At 54.3% G+C, this 17143-nt stretch carries 12 protein-coding genes; 6 read left to right on the top strand and 6 right to left on the bottom strand.

Annotation, left to right across the window (positions count from 1 at the left end; translation table 11 throughout):
• Nucleotides 1-27 precede the first annotated feature (27 nt).
• Together LX66_RS05860 and LX66_RS05865 are read left to right on the top strand one after the other, a co-directional pair.
• The gene (locus LX66_RS05860) at nucleotides 28-903 is read left to right on the top strand and encodes an acyl-CoA desaturase (protein ID WP_145710942.1); all 876 of its coding nucleotides are present in this window, start codon (nucleotides 28-30) and stop codon (nucleotides 901-903) included.
• Between the two features lie 62 nt (nucleotides 904-965).
• Nucleotides 966-2192 (top strand): multidrug effflux MFS transporter, encoded by a 1227-nt coding sequence (locus LX66_RS05865; RefSeq protein WP_145710943.1) that lies wholly within the window; start codon nucleotides 966-968, stop codon nucleotides 2190-2192.
• 10 nt (nucleotides 2193-2202) lie between these two features.
• Here LX66_RS05865 and LX66_RS05870 read toward each other — a convergent pair whose 3' ends face one another.
• The 3 genes from LX66_RS05870 to LX66_RS05880 form a co-directional block, all read right to left on the bottom strand.
• A complete protein-coding gene (locus LX66_RS05870) occupies nucleotides 2203-2631 on the bottom strand; it encodes an acyl-CoA thioesterase (RefSeq protein ID WP_145710944.1) in 429 nt (142 codons plus the stop codon).
• A gap of 130 nt (nucleotides 2632-2761) precedes the next feature.
• Nucleotides 2762-3754, bottom strand: coding sequence for a GTPase ObgE (obgE, locus tag LX66_RS05875; RefSeq protein WP_145710945.1), 993 nt, complete (start codon nucleotides 3752-3754; stop codon nucleotides 2762-2764).
• A 129-nt stretch (nucleotides 3755-3883) separates the two neighbouring features.
• Nucleotides 3884-4471 carry an adenylate kinase gene (locus LX66_RS05880; protein ID WP_145710946.1) on the bottom strand — a complete coding sequence of 196 codons (588 nt, stop codon included), beginning with the start codon at nucleotides 4469-4471 and terminating at the stop codon, nucleotides 3884-3886.
• 262 nt (nucleotides 4472-4733) lie between these two features.
• Here LX66_RS05880 and LX66_RS05885 point away from each other — a divergent pair, with 262 nt between their 5' ends.
• The gene (locus LX66_RS05885) at nucleotides 4734-7718 is read left to right on the top strand and encodes a glycoside hydrolase family 3 N-terminal domain-containing protein (RefSeq protein ID WP_145710947.1); all 2985 of its coding nucleotides are present in this window, start codon (nucleotides 4734-4736) and stop codon (nucleotides 7716-7718) included.
• Nucleotides 7719-7722: 4 nt separating this feature from the next.
• On the opposite strand, the gene LX66_RS05890 is transcribed toward LX66_RS05885, so the two are convergent.
• Entirely contained in the window at nucleotides 7723-8154 is a 432-nt protein-coding gene (locus tag LX66_RS05890; RefSeq protein WP_145710948.1) for a hypothetical protein, read from the bottom strand.
• Nucleotides 8155-8252: 98 nt separating this feature from the next.
• Nucleotides 8253-10532, bottom strand: a complete 2280-nt coding sequence (locus LX66_RS05895) for a patatin-like phospholipase family protein (protein WP_145710949.1) — start codon at nucleotides 10530-10532, stop codon at nucleotides 8253-8255.
• A gap of 120 nt (nucleotides 10533-10652) precedes the next feature.
• Between LX66_RS05895 and LX66_RS05900 the strand changes: the two genes are divergently transcribed.
• Both LX66_RS05900 and LX66_RS05905 read left to right on the top strand, forming a co-directional pair.
• On the top strand, nucleotides 10653-11720 hold the full coding sequence (locus tag LX66_RS05900) for a COX15/CtaA family protein (protein ID WP_145710950.1): 1068 nt from the start codon (nucleotides 10653-10655) through the stop codon (nucleotides 11718-11720).
• Nucleotides 11721-11825: 105 nt separating this feature from the next.
• Nucleotides 11826-14054 carry a patatin-like phospholipase family protein gene (locus tag LX66_RS05905; RefSeq protein WP_145710951.1) on the top strand — a complete coding sequence of 743 codons (2229 nt, stop codon included), beginning with the start codon at nucleotides 11826-11828 and terminating at the stop codon, nucleotides 14052-14054.
• A 6-nt stretch (nucleotides 14055-14060) separates the two neighbouring features.
• Here LX66_RS05905 and LX66_RS05910 read toward each other — a convergent pair whose 3' ends face one another.
• The gene (locus LX66_RS05910; RefSeq protein ID WP_244620306.1) at nucleotides 14061-15071 is read right to left on the bottom strand and encodes an alpha/beta fold hydrolase; all 1011 of its coding nucleotides are present in this window, start codon (nucleotides 15069-15071) and stop codon (nucleotides 14061-14063) included.
• A gap of 214 nt (nucleotides 15072-15285) precedes the next feature.
• On the opposite strand from LX66_RS05910, the gene typA reads away from it, so the two are divergent.
• The gene (gene typA, locus LX66_RS05915; RefSeq protein WP_211366025.1) at nucleotides 15286-17097 is read left to right on the top strand and encodes a translational GTPase TypA; all 1812 of its coding nucleotides are present in this window, start codon (nucleotides 15286-15288) and stop codon (nucleotides 17095-17097) included.
• The last annotated feature ends 46 nt before the right edge of the window (nucleotides 17098-17143 follow it).

Here is a 17143-nt window from a genome sequence, read left to right on the forward strand (position 1 = left end):
CAAATTATCGCCCTACTTTTGACTATTATGAGTACCGCGATACAACAACGGAAGCATCCTAACTGGCTGCATGAGCTGGACTTTATCGGCATACACCTGGTGCCATTCCTGGCGTTCTTTACCCATGTGCGCACATTTGACTGGATTGTGTGCGCTGTATTATACGTGGCAAGAATGTTCTTTGTAACCGGAGGTTATCACCGGTATTTCTCGCACCGCTCGTTCAAAACCTCCCGCTTCTTCCAGTTCATACTGGCATTTGGCGCGCAAAGCAGTTTTCAGAAAGGCGTGCTCTGGTGGGCCGCCAATCACCGCATACATCACAAGCACAGCGATACGCCGGAAGATCCGCATTCCGCCAACCTCTACGGGTTCTGGTATGCGCACATTGGCTGGATCATGGGGCCGGAGTACAAGCCCACCCGCTTTGACCTGATCAAGGACATGAAACACCGGGAGCTGTATTGGCTGAACAAATATCATTTTGTACCGCCCGTAATACTGGCGCTGGCGGTATACCTGATCGGCAATAAGGTGAACGGCGCCGGTTTCTTTGACTGGAGCGCCGGCCTGTCTACCCTGTTCATCGGGTTCTTCCTCAGCACCATCCTGCTTTTTCACGGCACTTTCACCATTAACTCGCTGATGCACAAGATCGGCAGGCAGCGCTACAAAACCGGCGACCAGTCCCGCAACAGCCTGATACTGGCCCTGGTAACCCTGGGCGAAGGCTGGCACAACAACCATCACTATTACCAGAGCGCCGCACGCCAGGGCTTCTACTGGTGGGAGATAGATATCACCTATTACATTATCCGCTTCCTGGGCCTGCTGGGCATTGTATGGGACATCCGGCCGGTGCCGGTAAAAGTAAAGGAGAGCAACAAGATACATCCTTCATAAGTACAATGAATACCGGGATTTAGTAAGTGCAAATGCTGCCGGTATCCGGTAGCTTTGCATGTATGGCAAGAACGAAGCGACAACATTTTTTCCTGATACTGATATTAGGCGCCCTTACCGCATTGGCGCCTTTTTCTATAGACATGTACCTGCCGGGTTTCCCGGCCATTGCAAAAGACCTGCACACCAGCATTGCGGAGGTATCCCTTTCCCTGTCCAGCTTTTTTATCGGGGTTTCTGCGGGGCAACTGCTGTACGGGCCGCTGCTGGACCGTTTTGGCAGAAAGCGCCCGCTGCATATAGGGTTAGTAGTATACCTGCTCACCTCCCTGGGCTGCGTGGTAGCCACTTCCGTGGAGGCGCTGATCGTGCTGCGCTTTTTGCAGGCGCTGGGCTGCTGTGCCTGCACCGTAGCCGCTACTGCCATGGTGCGCGATCTTTTCCCGGTGGAAGATAATGCCCGCGTGTTTTCCATGCTGCTGCTGGTGGTAGGCGTATCGCCCATGCTGGCGCCGGCGGTAGGCGGTTATGTCACGGAATTCCTGGGCTGGCATTATATCTTCATCATCCTCACCGTGCTGGCCGCCGTGATACTGGCGGGCTCCTACTGGGGATTGCCGGAAAGCTACCAGCCGGACCCTTCCTATTCGCTGCTGCCCGCGCCTATTGTCCGCAGCTTCCTGTTCGTAGTGCAGGAGTGGCGCTTCACCACCTATGCATTTGCAGGCGCTATTGTATTTGCCGGTTTGCTGGCCTACGTAGCGGGATCGCCGTATGTTTTCCTGGAAATATTTAAGGTAAGCGGCACCCAGTACAGCCTCATTTTTGCTTTGCTGGCCGCGGGGCTGATAGGGGCGGGGCAGGTAAACAGCCTGCTGCTCCGGAAATATAAAAGCGAGCAGATCATACGGGCGGCGCTCATTTTCCAGGCTATTACAGGCATTATACTGGTGACCGGCACCAGTAACGGATGGGTAGGACTAGCAGGTACACTGGGGCTGATATTTGTGTTCCTGTCCTGCGCGGGATTTATTTTTCCGAATGCTTCCGCACTTTCCATGGCGCCGTTTTCCAAACATGCCGGCAGCGCCTCTGCATTGATGGGCGCTTTGCAAATGGGACTGGGCGCACTGGCTTCCGTTGCGGTGAGCCTGTTGAGCAAAAGTGATCACAGCACTTTTCCCATGACGGGCGTAATGGCTGCCTGTTCCCTGCTGGCGCTGGGCATTCTTTTTACCGGCAGCCGGGTGATCCGTTACCGGGCCGGCAGCGGGAAGGTGTCCCTGTAAGCGGGCATTATTAGTTCAAAGTGGCCGCATCGTTGTTCAGGCGGTCCCTGGCAAAGGTGATGGCCGTTTTACCGTGTGGTACGGGTTTCCCGTTCTCATCTACATTTACGAATACCAGCTTTTCAATGGCCAGTACCGGCTGGTGCGTGATCTTGTTCCTTACTTCGCACTTGAGGGTAATGGAGGTGCGGCCAAAATCGGTGGCTACAATGCCCAGCTCAATGATATCCCCCAGGCGCGGGGCGCTGATGAAATTGATCTCTGAAATGAACTTGGTCACCACACGGGGATTGTTCAACTGCAGGATCGCATAGATCACCGCTTCTTCATCTATCCATTTTAACAGGCTGCCGCCAAAAAGGGTATGGTTGGGATTCAGGTCTTCGGGTTTTACCCATCTGCGGGTACGGAATTTTAATTCAGGTTCTTGTGCTTCCATAAATAAATATCGTTTAGAGAGTTATTGGAATAGGGTGGGGTTACTTGCGTTGAATGACAATGCAAAGGTCCGAAAGAATGGGGCAACACCCAAACTGATATTATTTATGCGGCTATAAAGAGAGCCTATGTTAGTTGTTCAATGCCTGCCAGAGCATGTCCTTCAGCTCGTTGAGCCCCTGCTGGGCCACGGAGGAAATGAACACGTGGGGAATGTTTTCCGGCAGCTCTGCCGCAATAGCTTTCCGCAGCTCTTCGTCCAGCATATCGCTCTTGGAAACGGCCAGCAGGAATTGTTTGTCCAGCAGTTCGGGATTGTATTGCTCCAGCTCATTCACCAGTATCTCAAATTCTTTGCGGTGATCTTTACTATCGGCCGGTATCAGGAACAACAGTACGGAGTTGCGCTCAATATGCCGCAGGAAGCGGTGCCCCAGGCCCCGGCCCTCGTGTGCGCCCTCGATGATACCGGGCAGGTCGGCAATGCAGAAAGATTTATCATCCCGGTAGGGGACAATGCCCAGTTGGGGTGTGAGCGTGGTAAAGGCGTAATCCGCGATCTGCGGTTTGGCCGCGGTAATGGTGGAGAGCAGGGTAGACTTGCCGGCATTCGGAAATCCTACCAGCCCTACGTCTGCCAGCACTTTCAGCTCCAGCAGCTTCCAGCCTTCCTGTCCCGGCTCGCCGGGCTGCGCGTATTCCGGCGTTTGGTTGGTAGGGGTTTTAAAGTAAGCGTTGCCGCGCCCGCCCTGCCCGCCGGGCAGCAGGATGATCTCCTGGCCGTCGTGCAGTATTTCTGCTTCCAGCTCGCCGCTTTCCTCGTCGCGCACCTGGGTGCCCAGGGGCACTTCAATCACTACATCCTGCCCGTTGCGGCCGGTGCAGTTGTTGCGGCTGCCGTTCTCGCCGTTGGTAGCCAGGACGTTTTTGCGCCAGCGCAGGTGCAGCAGCGTCCAAAGCTGGGCATTGCCTTTCAGTATGATATGCCCGCCCCGGCCCCCGTCGCCCCCGTCAGGCCCTGCCTGGGGGTTGAATTTGGTGCGCATGAAGTGCATGCTGCCGGCGCCGCCTTTGCCGGACCTGCAAAATACCCGTATATAATCTACAAAATTGCCTTTTTCCACTGCCTGGTCGCTTTAGCCCAAATAAAAAACGCAAAGATCGGGAAGTTTGCGTGAATTATTACAAATCACGCTACTTTCGCTCTTTGCGTTTATGATGTTGATCGTTTGTAATACGCTATGGGCGGAGGCTTACACTTTCTCGCTTACCAGCTCGTCAATCTCCTTGCTCAGCAGCCCGAATATCTCTTCTATGCTGCCGCTGCCCCTGATCTTTTTAAACTTGCCGTATTTGGCGTAGTGATCGGCCACCGGGGCGGTTTTGTTATGATATTCCACGATACGGGCTTTCACTACATCTTCATTGGCATCATCGCTGCGGCCGGAGGTAAGGCCACGGTTCAGCAGGCGTTTTATCAGCTCGTCTTCCGGCACTTCCAGGCTCAGTACAGCGGCAATAGCGGTTTTCTTCAGGGCCAGCAGTTTATCCAGCGCTTCTGCCTGGGCAGTGGTACGCGGAAAACCGTCGAATATAAAGCCCCTGGCATCCGGGTTGGCGTCCAGCTTGGAGCTGATCATGCCTATCACTACTTCATCCGGCACCAGTTGCCCCTGGTCCATAAATTTTTTTGCTTCCAGGCCCAACGGCGTTTTCGCTTCTATCTCGCTCCGCAGCAGATCCCCGGTGCTCAGGTGAATGAGACCGTATTTGTTGATCAGGTTAGCACTTTGAGTGCCCTTGCCGCTACCGGGAGGGCCAAATAAAATAATATTGACCATGATTCTTTAAAAAAAACTTAATTAGCAAGATTGCAAATATAACAAACAATTGAATGTATTGGTAATAAAATTACGGTTGATTAAACAGTATAAAAAAATTGTCAGTATTAGTAAACAGCATTTAAATTTTCGCTCAAAAACATGAAATTTATTTAAATATAAATTCACCGTAAAACCTTTATTTTATGGCCATAAAGCAGATGTATAAGTAATATCATTAATCCGTTGGACCTCACTTAAATAATATTTGTAAGTTTATAAAATGATCAGGAAGTATTTATTGCTACTGGGGCTCACGGGAATATCTTTGACGGGACAAGCCATACAAGGGCCTCAACAACCTACACAACACGAAGCAGCAGGAGACACTACCATCCACGATGCCGCAGCCACCCGCTGGGCCGACAGTGTTTTTAACAGTCTTACTCCGGAAGAGCGCATTGCGCAATTGATCATTATCAGGGCGCATTCCAACCTGGGGCAGGAGCATGTCAACCAGGTAGTAAACGATATCCGCAATAATAAAGTAGGCGGCGTATGTTTTTTCCAGGGCGGGCCGGTAAGGCAGGCCAACCTCACCAACTATTACCAGGCTATTTCCAAGGTGCCGTTGCTGGTGTCCATTGACGGGGAATGGGGCCTGGGCATGCGCCTGGACAGCGTGATCAGCCTGCCGCGCAACCTGATGCTGGGCGCGCTGCAGGACACTACCCTGGCACGGGAGGCCGGCCGCCTTATGGGCGAGCAGTGCCGCCGCCTGGGTATTCATATTGACTTTGCGCCGGATATGGATGTGAATAACAATCCCAATAACCCGGTGATCAACGACCGCTCTTTTGGTGAGGATAAATACCAGGTGGCGCGTATGGGCGTAGCCGTTATAAAAGGCATGCAGGACGCCGGTATCATGGCCTGCGCCAAGCATTTTCCCGGGCATGGGGATACGGATGTGGATTCCCACCTGGACCTGCCCGTGATCGGTAAAAGCCGTGCCCAGCTAGATTCCCTGGAGCTGTACCCCTTCCGGGAGGCCATTGCCGCCGGCGTGGGCTCCATTATGGTAGGCCACCTGTACGTGCCGGCCATTGACAAACGGCCCAATACGCCTACCTCCATTTCCTACAATGCCGTTACCCGCCTGCTGAAAAGGGAGCTGGGCTTTAAAGGGCTGGTGGTAACGGATGCACTGGAAATGAAGGGGATTGCCAAGTATTACGATAATGGTGAGGAGTCCTTACGGTCATTGCTGGCAGGTAACGACCTGATGATACTGCCCTCTACCGCCGCCGGCAGCGTAGCTGCTATTATGCGGGGCATTCAGCGCGGACAGATCTCCTGGCAGGAGGTGAACCGCCGGGTAAAGAAAGTGCTCGTCGCCAAATACCACCTGGGCCTCCATAACCCGCAGGTGATAGATACCAGCCACCTGGTGGCCGACCTGAATGCGCAAACGGATACCCTGCGCCGGCAGATTGCCCGGCAGGCCATTACCCTGGTAAAAAATGACAACCGCCTGATCCCGTTTGAGCCATATACCTCCCGTAAGAAGAAGCTGGCCGTAGTAGCCGTAGGTGCGGATGCCGGCAATGCTTTCCTGCAGGCCGTAAAAGGCCACCGGGAAGATGTGGATACCTATTTTTTTACCAGCCGGCAAAGCATACAGGAAGTAGCGCCGCTGGTAAACCGCCTGCAGCGCGACTACAAAGCGGTGATCATCGGGCTGCACGATTACAGCCGCCGCCCCGCCAGGAGCTTTGGCATTACCGTAGCGGAGAAGGTGCTGGTACGGCAACTGGTGCAGGAAATGCCTTCCGCCCTGGTAGCCTTTGGCAATCCTTACGCATTGCAGTACTTCTGCGAGGCGCCCACTATTGTAGCGGCTTATGAAGATGATTCTGTTACGCAGCGGGCCGCAGCGGACCTGCTGTTTGGCAAGCTGGGCCCCGGCGGCAAGCTGCCGGTAACGGTATGCCCAAGCCTGCCCTCCGGTACCGGTATCACCTACGTGCTGCCTACCTACGCCACCTTGCCCAAAGCGGAGCCGGAAGAAGTAGGGATGAGCTCCTTTGTACTGACACAGATAGACGGGCTGGCAAAAGAGATGATGGACAACCAGGCGGCGCCCGGTTGCGAGATACTGGCCATGAAAGACGGCCGGGTGGTGTATAATAAAAGCTTTGGCTATTACAGCTACAACCGCTGGGAAGAAGTGACGCCCGGTACCATTTACGACCTGGCCTCCGTTACCAAGATCTGCGCCACCACCTTGTCTGTCATGCGCCTGTATGATGAAGGCAAGCTGCGCCTGGATGCCACCCTGGGAGATTACCTGCCCTGGATGCGCGGTACGGACAAAGCCGGTTTGCGTATACAGGATGTGCTGCTGCACCAGGCCGGCCTGGCGCCTTACATACCCTTCTATAAGGAAACCCTGTATCCCAACGGCTTCCCGGACTCCAGTATCTACCGCTCCCATGCAGATTCCGTTCATACCCTGCGGGTAGCGGAAGAGCTGTATATGGACAGCAATTATGTAAAGGTAATGTTCCAGCGCATGCTGGACAGCAAGCTGAATCCCCGCCAGGGATATGTGTACAGCGATATGGATTTTATTTTCCTGGGGAAGATAGTGGAAGCGCTGAGCGGGCAAACGCTGGATGAATACGCGAGGAATACTTTTTATGAACCGCTGGGACTGGCCACTACCGGCTTCCAGCCCAGGAAACGGTTTCAACTGGAGCGGCTGGCGCCTACCGAGTTCGAGCATATTTTCCGCAGGCAGTTGATACGGGGCGATGTGCATGATCCCGGTGCGGCCATGTTTGGCGGGGTGTCCGGCCATGCCGGGCTGTTTTCCAATGCGCAGGACCTGGGGGTGATCATGCAGATGCTGCTGAACGGTGGCAAATATAACGGCATCCAGTTCATACAACCGGAAACCATTCGCTTGTTTACTTCCTATGGTACCAGGAACAGCCGCAGGGGACTGGGGTTTGATAAGCCGGAGTTGGATAATAGCCGGCGGCAGCATCCTTACCCGGCAGCGAGCGCGTCACCACTCACGTTCGGGCATACCGGGTTTACTGGTACCTGCGTATGGGTAGATCCGCAGTATAAACTGGTGTTTGTTTTTCTCAGCAACCGGGTATGCCCTGATGGTGGAGCGAATCTCAAGCTCAGCACCATGCATATAAGGGAGAACATCATGGAGGTGCTTTATAAAGCAATGCGGGCGGAAAGCGAATAGCTGGCTATTCTACTGATCCTGTCCTGTTTACAGACAGTTCTGTTTTGATCTCAACCGTCTTTTGCGCGATCCTGTTCTTACCGCTTCTCAGCTCAAAGGTATAGTTACCATCTTCCAGGCCCTGCAGGTTGTAACGGCCAGTAAATACCGGAGTAGCGGGTATTACTTCGCGGTGCAGCACATTGCTGTTGCGGTCCTTTATCATCAGGATCACCTTGTCTGCGCCAGGGTTCTCCACGCTCAGGCGGAATACCAGGGCATCTTTCTTCGGTTGGAGAAGCTTTACTTTAAAAGCGGCCGGTGCTTCTGTTACAATATGTTTGGAAGCAGCGCTCTTGGCGCCGGCGGTGTTGTAAGCAAAAACTTTCTCCTGGGCAGTAGCGGCTGAAGCGGCCAGCAGCAGGGCGGCGAATGCCATACCGATTGTTTTGGGCATGTGTTTCATTGTTTTGTTTTGTCGCCGCAAAGTTCCACCCCCTGCGTTAAGGGAATATTACGCAAGCGTTAAAAGAAAGTGAAAAGTAACCAAAGGCTTTACTGCTCCTTGCCCAGTTCGGACACCTCTCCGGCAGGCAGGTTAAAATTGTTGCGGATCCATTCTACCAGGGAATTCAGCCGGGGATAATGATGCAACCGGTTGTTCATTTTTCGTAAAGTGGTATCGGATATGGCCCAGTTCATGGCATAGGTGTTACTGTCATCTTTTTCATACAGTGAAATAGGGAAGTAGGTGGTATCCTTGTTCAGCTCCCGCAGGTAGCGGATCAGGCGCAGGTTGTTCACTACGGTTTGGGTGCCGTAGGAGCCGATGAGGGTTTGCATGGGCGCCAGGAGATCATTCACTACAGGATGCACTTTCTCTAACGCCGTGGGGTCTACACTGGAGTTGGTAATATGGATCACGTACCAGCGCAGCTTTTTATCCAGTTGCAGGGAGCGGAGCCGTGGATGGCGGTCATACCAGGCGCTGTCCTGCGTCCAGAGGTGCAGTTGCTGGATCATTTCATGCACGGCCCCGGCCCCGGAATTATCGAAGTAGCCCCCATCTACAAAATAATTATTCTCTATACGGCCGGCAGGGCTTACATAAGGGAAACGCGCCCCCAGCACCACCGCCGTGCTCAGGCGCATATCCTCGCCCGGTTTTAGCAGTCCCAGCACATCCACCCGCTTGCCGAAAGTAACGGAGTCGATGAGGATATTGCTGACAATGCCCGGCACCCCGTCCTGCATGCGGGTAGTATTAATGCACAGGATAGGCAGCCGGTAGGTGCTATCCTGCCAGCGCGCTATCAGGCCGGACATTCTTTGCTGAAAGGCCTTGCGTATGATCACGGAGTCCGGCGCGGCATGCTCTATCGCATATTCCAGGGCGGCGGCCCGGTCATAAATAAAAGGAAAGGGAAATACGGGCCGGAAAAGGTCCGGTCCCATCATACGGGCAAGGGTATACGTAAGGAAATCGCTTTTCAGGTAATCCTGCGCTTCCCGCAGCAGGGTGTGGCGCTGGCGGTAAATGCTGTCGCGCAATTGCAGCAGGCAAAAGAAGGTGCTGTTACCCACACTGCCGCCCGAAGCGCCGGAAAGGCAGAGCAGGTGCCGGGAAAACCGCCGTTCGGAGCCTTCTTCCAGCCGGCTGAGCACCGCTGCGGTCCAGTAACCGGAGCGGGAAGCGCCGCCGTCCGCCAGTACAAAGAACACGGGATAGATGCTGTCCCGCTGTATTTCCGCCTGCCGCTGCTGCAGCCAGTGCGCAAAGAACTCATCTAGGTGCTGCCGCTCATTAAAGGGTTTGACCTCGCTTTTACGGTCCCGTAAAATGCGCACATAATGCGGCTCAAACAGGGAGCCTACCACAAACACCAGCAGCACGTACACCACCGTAACATTGACGCCGGAAAGCATGGTCACCAGCGAGATCATGTTGGCAAAGCCCAGCAGGATACCAAAGGCCAGCAGCACAAAAGGAAAGCTGCCGATGCTGTTGGCAAAGGGCAGGCAAAAGATGGCGGTGATATAGCAAACGGCCGCCGCCAGGCTGATGCCGTTAAAAATGGCGAACAGCAGGGCCTCTTCCGCCATGCGCTCCCGGGCGCCGCCCGCGCCGTCCCATACTTTTCTCAAAACAAATGAGAATAGCGGTCTGCCGGCCCAGTGACCCGTGTTCAGCTTGAGCTTGTGCCGGTTGTTCACCAGGAAGAGGGAGGCGTACTGCATCCAGCAGATGCCGGCCACCAGCGATGCCACGGTATTGATCCACCCGCAGAAAACCAGGGCGGCAAACAGGGATGCCAGCAGCCAGGTACAAACCGGCAGCAGGCGGTGCCGGGCCAGTAAGCGATCGCCCCAGCGGTCCATCAGGCGGCTTACGCCGGCGTACAGCAGGATATGCGCTGCCAGTAATGCCGGTAGCCACCCCGGGGGCAGGGGGCCTATGCCCACCGGGCATTGCAGGATGGCCAGCCCGATCACAGCAAAGCACAGGTAACCCAGCAGCCGCGGCAGATGGGTGAGCAGTACTGGCGCCCACCCCGTGTCCGGCCAGTCGTGCTGTTTATCCTTGCGGTAGGCCAGTATACGTCCGGAGTACCAGCTTACATATGCCCAGAAGAACAGCATCAGCAAGAGCACCAGGCCGCTCCAGCGGGTTTCCGTAGCCTTTACGATGATATCCACCCCTTGCGGCAGCCACCAGCAGCTCCAGGCGGCCAGTGCCAGGATAATGATCGTTGCCGCGAACACGGCAAATATCCGCAGGTAAACAGAGAGTTGTCGCAGCAGGCGGAGAACCGATTTGTAACGAGATGAAGGCATACGAGATTGACAGGATTAGCGGCAGTGACCGATTTGCTCCCTGAAATTAAGCAACAAATTCGGAAAAGACCTGACAGGTTTTACAAAACCTGTTGCGTCTTGCTTAACTTTGCTGCGTTTATGGAGAAAAATGCATTGCAGCAGCACCGCCCTGTAGCCATCTGGCTGTTTATAGGAGTGGGCATGATCATTATACAGGTATTACTGGGAGGGATCACCCGGCTGACGGGCTCCGGGCTTTCTATTACGGAATGGCAACCCATACTGGGCGCGCTGCCGCCCATGAACCAGCAGGCCTGGCAGGAAGCCTTTGACAAGTACAAGGAAATAGCGCAGTACCAGTATGTGAACAGCCATTTTACGCTGTCCGATTTCAAGGCCATTTACTTCTGGGAGTGGCTGCACCGGGACTGGGCGCGGCTGATGGGCATTGTGTTCGCCATACCGTTCATCTATTTTGTGATCAGGAAAAAGATAGACAACAGCATGGTGAGGCCCATGATCATCCTTTTCCTGCTGGGGGCCCTGCAGGGCGCTATTGGCTGGATCATGGTGCAGAGCGGGCTCAATGAGGAGAACCTGTATGTAAGCCATATACGGCTGGCCGTGCATTTTATAGCGGCGCTGCTGCTGCTGTGCTACGTGCTGTGGTTCGCACTGAAGCTGGCCACTCCTGCCCGGGATATCTCCTATGCACCCTCCCTGCGCCGCCTGAATATCTGGCTGCTGGTACTACTGACCCTGCAACTGGTGTACGGCGCTTTTATGGCCGGGCTGCACGCGGCGCTGGCCGCCAGCACCTGGCCGGATATCAACGGTATGTGGTGGCCGTCGGGCATGTTCCGCCAGGGCGGTTTCTGGGAAGATATTGCACATAACCAGGTTACCATCCAGTTCATTCACCGCGGGCTGGCCTATCTCATTACCATACTGGTGGGCATCTGGTGGTGGAAAGCCGCGCAAACACCGGTGTACAGCCGTTTGCACCGCATACGTTACCTGCCTTTGCTCCTGGTGTTGCTGCAGGTATTGCTGGGCGTGCTCACCATTATCAACAGCCAGGTAAGCATACCCCTGCTGCCGGCCATCCTGCACCAGTTCACCGGCATGTTGCTGCTGCTGGCCTTCGTGTGGAGCCTTTTCCTGAGCAGTGGTAAAGCCCCGGCATCCGGCAGGACCGGTAACTGATAACTTACGACTATTTTTCGTAAGTTTATTCACCATCATCCTGTCTGCCGGTGATGCATTTGCATATGATGTGGTCCGGCCGGCGAAAAGGATAAATAATAACGGATGAAAGTGAAATTACTGCTGGTCAAGATCTACTACTCCTTCCCTATACAGCTACTGCTGCTGCACTTTCGTAAGTACCAGGTACTGCTGATATTCTGGGCTATTCTTTTCAGCACCATCAATGGCGGCTTTGCCAAAGTGTTTGGCGGCGATGCGCTGTACCTGGCGCCGGAGTACCTGGGCAAAGTGAATTTTTACAGCACCACTATTCTGGGCCTGGCTACCGGCTTTTTTACCATGAGCTGGAATATAACCACCTTCATCCTGCATACCGGCCGCTTTAAGTTCCTGGCCACCACTTCCCAGCCATTCTTCAGGTACTGCCTGAATAATTCCCTGATCCCGCTCACCTTTGTGCTATGCCTGCTGTTCCGCGGCTGGCAGTACCAGCATTACCAGCAATTGAGCACGGTGCCGGAAATGCTGTTGCTGGCGGAAGGGTTTGTCTGCGGGCTGCTGTTCGTGATCTTCTTTTCTTTCTTCTATTTCTTTAATGCGGATAAGAACATCAGCCGCCGGCTGGAGCGCCGCTTTGGCAGCCCCCGTAATTTTCTGAAGCTGGTGCTGAAGCCCACCAAGGAGCACGACGAGAACGCGCTGCCGGTGCACAATTACTTTTCCACGCCATTCAAGGTGCGCCGCGCCCGCAATGTGGACCACTACAATAAGCACTACCTGGACAGTATCCTGAAGCAGCACCATTTTGCCGCCATGATCACCGTAGGCTGCGCGCTGGTGTTCCTGGTGATACTCGCTTTCCTGATGGATTATAACGCCTTCAGGATACCCGCAGGGGCCAGCGTAATGGTGTTCTTTGCCTTCCTGATAGGCGTGGCCGGCGCCTATGCCTACCTGCTGCAAACCTGGGCCATCCCGGTATTGCTGGTCATGCTGTTTATCCTGAACTGGATGACCGTTAATGACCTGATAGACAACCGCAACAAGGCATACGGCCTGAACTACCGCCAGCCCGGGCAACGGCCGGAGTATAGCGCCGCGGCGCTGCAGCAGTTCTTTTCCGCAGAGCGGGCCGCGCAGGACCGGCAGCATACCCTGCAGATACTGGATCGCTGGAAAGCCAAATTTCCACAGGAGCGCAAACCCATGCTGGTGGTCATGAACTACAGCGGCGGCGGTATACGGGCCGCTACCTGGACGATGAACGTGCTGCAGCGGCTGGACTCCCTTACGCACGGCGCCCTGATGGAGCATACCATGCTGATGACCGGCGCTTCCGGGGGCATGATGGGCGCATCATACTACCGGGAGCTGTATTACCGGAAACTGCAGGGCGCGCCTGTTAACCTGTACGATAGCGCCTATACGGAACGTATTTCCCGCGACCTGCTCAACTCCGTATTCTCTGCCATGGCGGTGAATGATTTTATTACGCCTTTCCGCAGTTTCCAGATAGGGCGTAACCGCTATGCCAAAGACCGGGGCTACGCGTTTGAAATGCAACTGAACCAGAATACGGATCATGTACTGGAAAGAACCCTGAAAGAGTATCAGCAGCCGGAGCTGCAGGCCCGGATACCCATGCTTATCTGGAATGCCACCATCAATGCCGATGGCCGCCGCCTGCTCATTTCCCCGCAGCCGGTCAGCTACCTCTGCGCCCCGGCATACCTGTATCCCACGCGCCCGGTGAGGGATGTGGACGGCGTGGACTTTGCGCAGTATTTTGCCGCGCAGCAGGCCATGGACCTGCGCGTTACCAGCGCTATCCGTATGTGCGCCACCTTCCCTTATGTATTGCCGAACGTGTTCCTGCCCAGCAACCCGATCGTGGACGTAATGGATGCCGGCATACGGGATAATTTCGGGCAGGAGACCAGCCTGCGTTTCCTGTTCAACTTCCGGCGCTGGATAAACGAAAATACCAGCGGGGTCATTTACCTGCAGATCCGTGATACCCGCAAGAACGAGATACAACCCATCAAAAAGAAAAAGGACCTCGGCGACCTGGTGTTTGAGCCGCTGTTCACCATGCAGCAGCACTGGAGCGCCATGCAGGACTTTGACCAGGATAATATGGTGAATTACATGGAAGGCCACTTTCCCGGTAAGTTCCATCGCATCATTATGCAATATGTGCCACAAAAAGAGGATAAAGCTGCGGCGCTTAGCTGGCACCTTACCTCCAGGGAAAAAGTGGATATTGCCGGCGCCCTGAATAATCCTGCCAACCAGGCGGCCATTGAATACATCCTTAAACTGATGAAGTGATCACCCTTATTTCAGAAAACTTAGCAGCGGGCCTATAAAGCGGTCATAAGCCTCTATATGCGGTAAATGTCCCACGCCCTCCAGCGGCACCAGCCTGGCGTTGGGTATCCTGCGCCCAGCGCTTTTGCCCAGCTCCGGGTAATTGCCCATGGTTTTACGTACCTCCTCCGGCACTTTGGCCTTGCCCAGGGCCGTGCGGTCGCGCTGGCCAATGATCAGCAGGGTAGGCGCCTGTATGTGCTCAAACTCGTAGTATACGGGCTGGGTAAAGATCATGTCATAAGTGAGCGCGGAGTTCCAGGCTATGAGCGGGTAATCCGGCCCCCTGGTCCAGCTTGCCAGCAACTGCGCCCACTTGTCATAGGCGGGCTTCCACTGCCCGGCATAGTAGCTGTCCATCTGGTATTTTTTGATCTTTTCGTAGTTCTGCTGCAGTTCCGACTGGTACCATTGATCCACGGATTGGTAGGGCACTTTCACTTTCCAGTCTTCCAGGCCGATGGGGTTCACCAATACCAGCTTTTCCGTCAGCTCCGGGTACATCAGCGCAAAGCGCACGGCCAGCATGCCACCCATGGAGTGGCCCAGTACGGCGGTTTTGGTAATGTGCAGGCTGTCCAGCAGGGTGCGGGTGTTTTGCGCCAGTTGGTGGAAGCTGTATTGCAGGTGCTCCGGTTTGGATGATTTGCCAAAGCCTACCTGGTCGGGAATGATCACCCGGAAGCCGTTGCGGCTCAGGTCCGCAGCAGTGCTGTCCCAGTAAGCGCCGCAAAAGTTTTTGCCGTGCAGCAGCATCACCACCTTACCGTTGGGCCGGGCAGGCTGCACATCCATATAGGCCATTTGCAGGGACTGGCCCTGCAGGTCCAGGTGGATATAATGCACCGGGTAGGGATAGGTGTAGCCGGAGAGGGTGGCGTCCTGCGGGGGAATGTTTTGGGCCCGCATGATAGCCGGCAGCAGGAGGATGGTGCATACAAATAACAGTTTTTTGCTGCTGATGGAGATAGATCGCATGGTGTGTTGGGTTTTTAGCTGTTCCTGCTGCAAATGTAATGCCTGTTGCAGCAGCTAACTTATTGACAGATAACAGGTTTCCGGTTCCAGTCAAATGATCATATTTATTTAAACCGCTTTCCCCGGTTTTTCCCTTTATTTTCGTACCTTTGCGCCTTCTTTTGTGCGTTGGCCCCAGGCTGAGCACCGGAAGCCAACATTTTGAAATTGTATTATGAATATCCGTAACATAGCTATCATTGCGCACGTAGACCACGGTAAAACCACCCTGGTAGACAAGATCCTCCATCAGACCAACGTTTTCCGGGCCAACCAGGAAACCGGCGACCTGATCATGGATAGTAACGACCTGGAAAGGGAACGTGGTATCACCATTTTCAGCAAGAATGCGTCTGTAGAGTACAAGGGCGTAAAGATCAACGTGATCGATACCCCGGGCCACGCCGATTTTGGCGGTGAGGTAGAGCGTGTACTGAAAATGGCGGACGGGGTGATCCTGCTGGTAGACGCCTTTGAAGGCCCCATGCCGCAAACCCGCTTCGTGCTGCAGAAAGCGTTGCAACTGAACCTGAAACCCATCGTGGTGATCAATAAAGTAGACAAGCCCAACTGCCGCCCGGACGAAGTGCACGACGCGGTATTTGAGCTGTTCTTTAACCTGGATGCTACCGAAGAACAACTGGACTTCCCCACCTTTTACGGTTCCGGCAAGAACGGCTGGTTCAACGACTCCCTGACGCCCTGCGAGGACATTACTCCCCTGCTGGACGGCATCCTGAAATATGTGCCCGAGCCGAAAGTAGCGGAAGGCAGCCTGCAACTGCAGATCACCTCCCTGGACTATTCTTCTTTCCTGGGCCGTATAGCGGTAGGGAAAGTAACCCGTGGCACTATCAGGGAAAACCAGCCCATATCCCTGGTACAGGCAGACGGTATCAAGAAATCACGCGTACGCGAGCTTTATATATTTGAAGCGCTGGGTAAAAAGAAGGTGACAGAAGTGGTGGCCGGCGATATTTGCGCCGTAGTAGGCGTGGAAGATTTCAATATCGGCGATACCATTGCTGATTTTGAAAATCCTGAAGCGTTGCCGGTGATCAGCGTGGACGAGCCGACCATGAACATGCAGTTCGGTATCAACAACTCTCCTTTCTTCGGTAAAGACGGAAAGTTTGTGACCAGCCGCCACCTGCGCGACCGTTTGATCAAGGAAACAGAAAAGAACCTGGCCCTGCGCGTAGTAGATACGGACAGCGCCGATACCTTTATGGTGTACGGCCGTGGTATCCTGCACCTGGGTGTATTGATAGAAACCATGCGCCGCGAGGGGTATGAGCTGACGGTAGGCCAGCCCAAGGTAATTGTAAAGACCATTGACGGTAAGAAGCACGAGCCTTACGAAACCCTGGTGGTAGATGTGCCCCAGGAATTTGCCAGCAAAGTGATAGACCTGGTAACCCGCCGCAAGGGAGAAATGCACGTAATGGAAACCAAGGGCGACATGCAGCACCTGGAGTTTGAAATACCTTCCCGCGGACTGATAGGCCTGCGTACGCAAATGCTGACCGCCACTGCCGGAGAAGCGGTAATGGCGCACCGTTTTAATGATTACAAACCCTGGAAAGGACCCATCCCCGGCCGTAACAACGGGGTGCTGATCGCCAAGGAAGCGGGCACCACTACCGGTTACTCGCTGGATAAATTACAGGACAGGGGCTTTTTCTTTGTAGATCCCGGAGAGGAAGTATACAAGGGTATGATCATCGGGGAGAACAACAAACCGGGCGACCTGGTGGTAAATCCCAATGAAGGAAAGAAACTGACCAACATGCGCGCCAGCGGTACGGACGGCGCTACCAACATTGCGCCGAAAACGCTGATGACGCTGGAGGAATGCATGGAATATATACAGCAGGACGAGTGCATTGAGGTAACGCCTAATTTTATCCGTATGCGTAAGACCATACTGGATGAGGAAGAGCGCAAGAAGTTCCAGAAGACCATGAAGACGGAAGAAGTAGGATAAATACGAAAATCCAAATTCCAAAATCCAAATTCCAAACATAGCTATA

Origin of the sequence: Chitinophaga japonensis (assembly GCF_007830125.1) — a bacterium.
Taxonomy (GTDB): Bacteria; Bacteroidota; Bacteroidia; order Chitinophagales; family Chitinophagaceae; genus Chitinophaga; species Chitinophaga japonensis.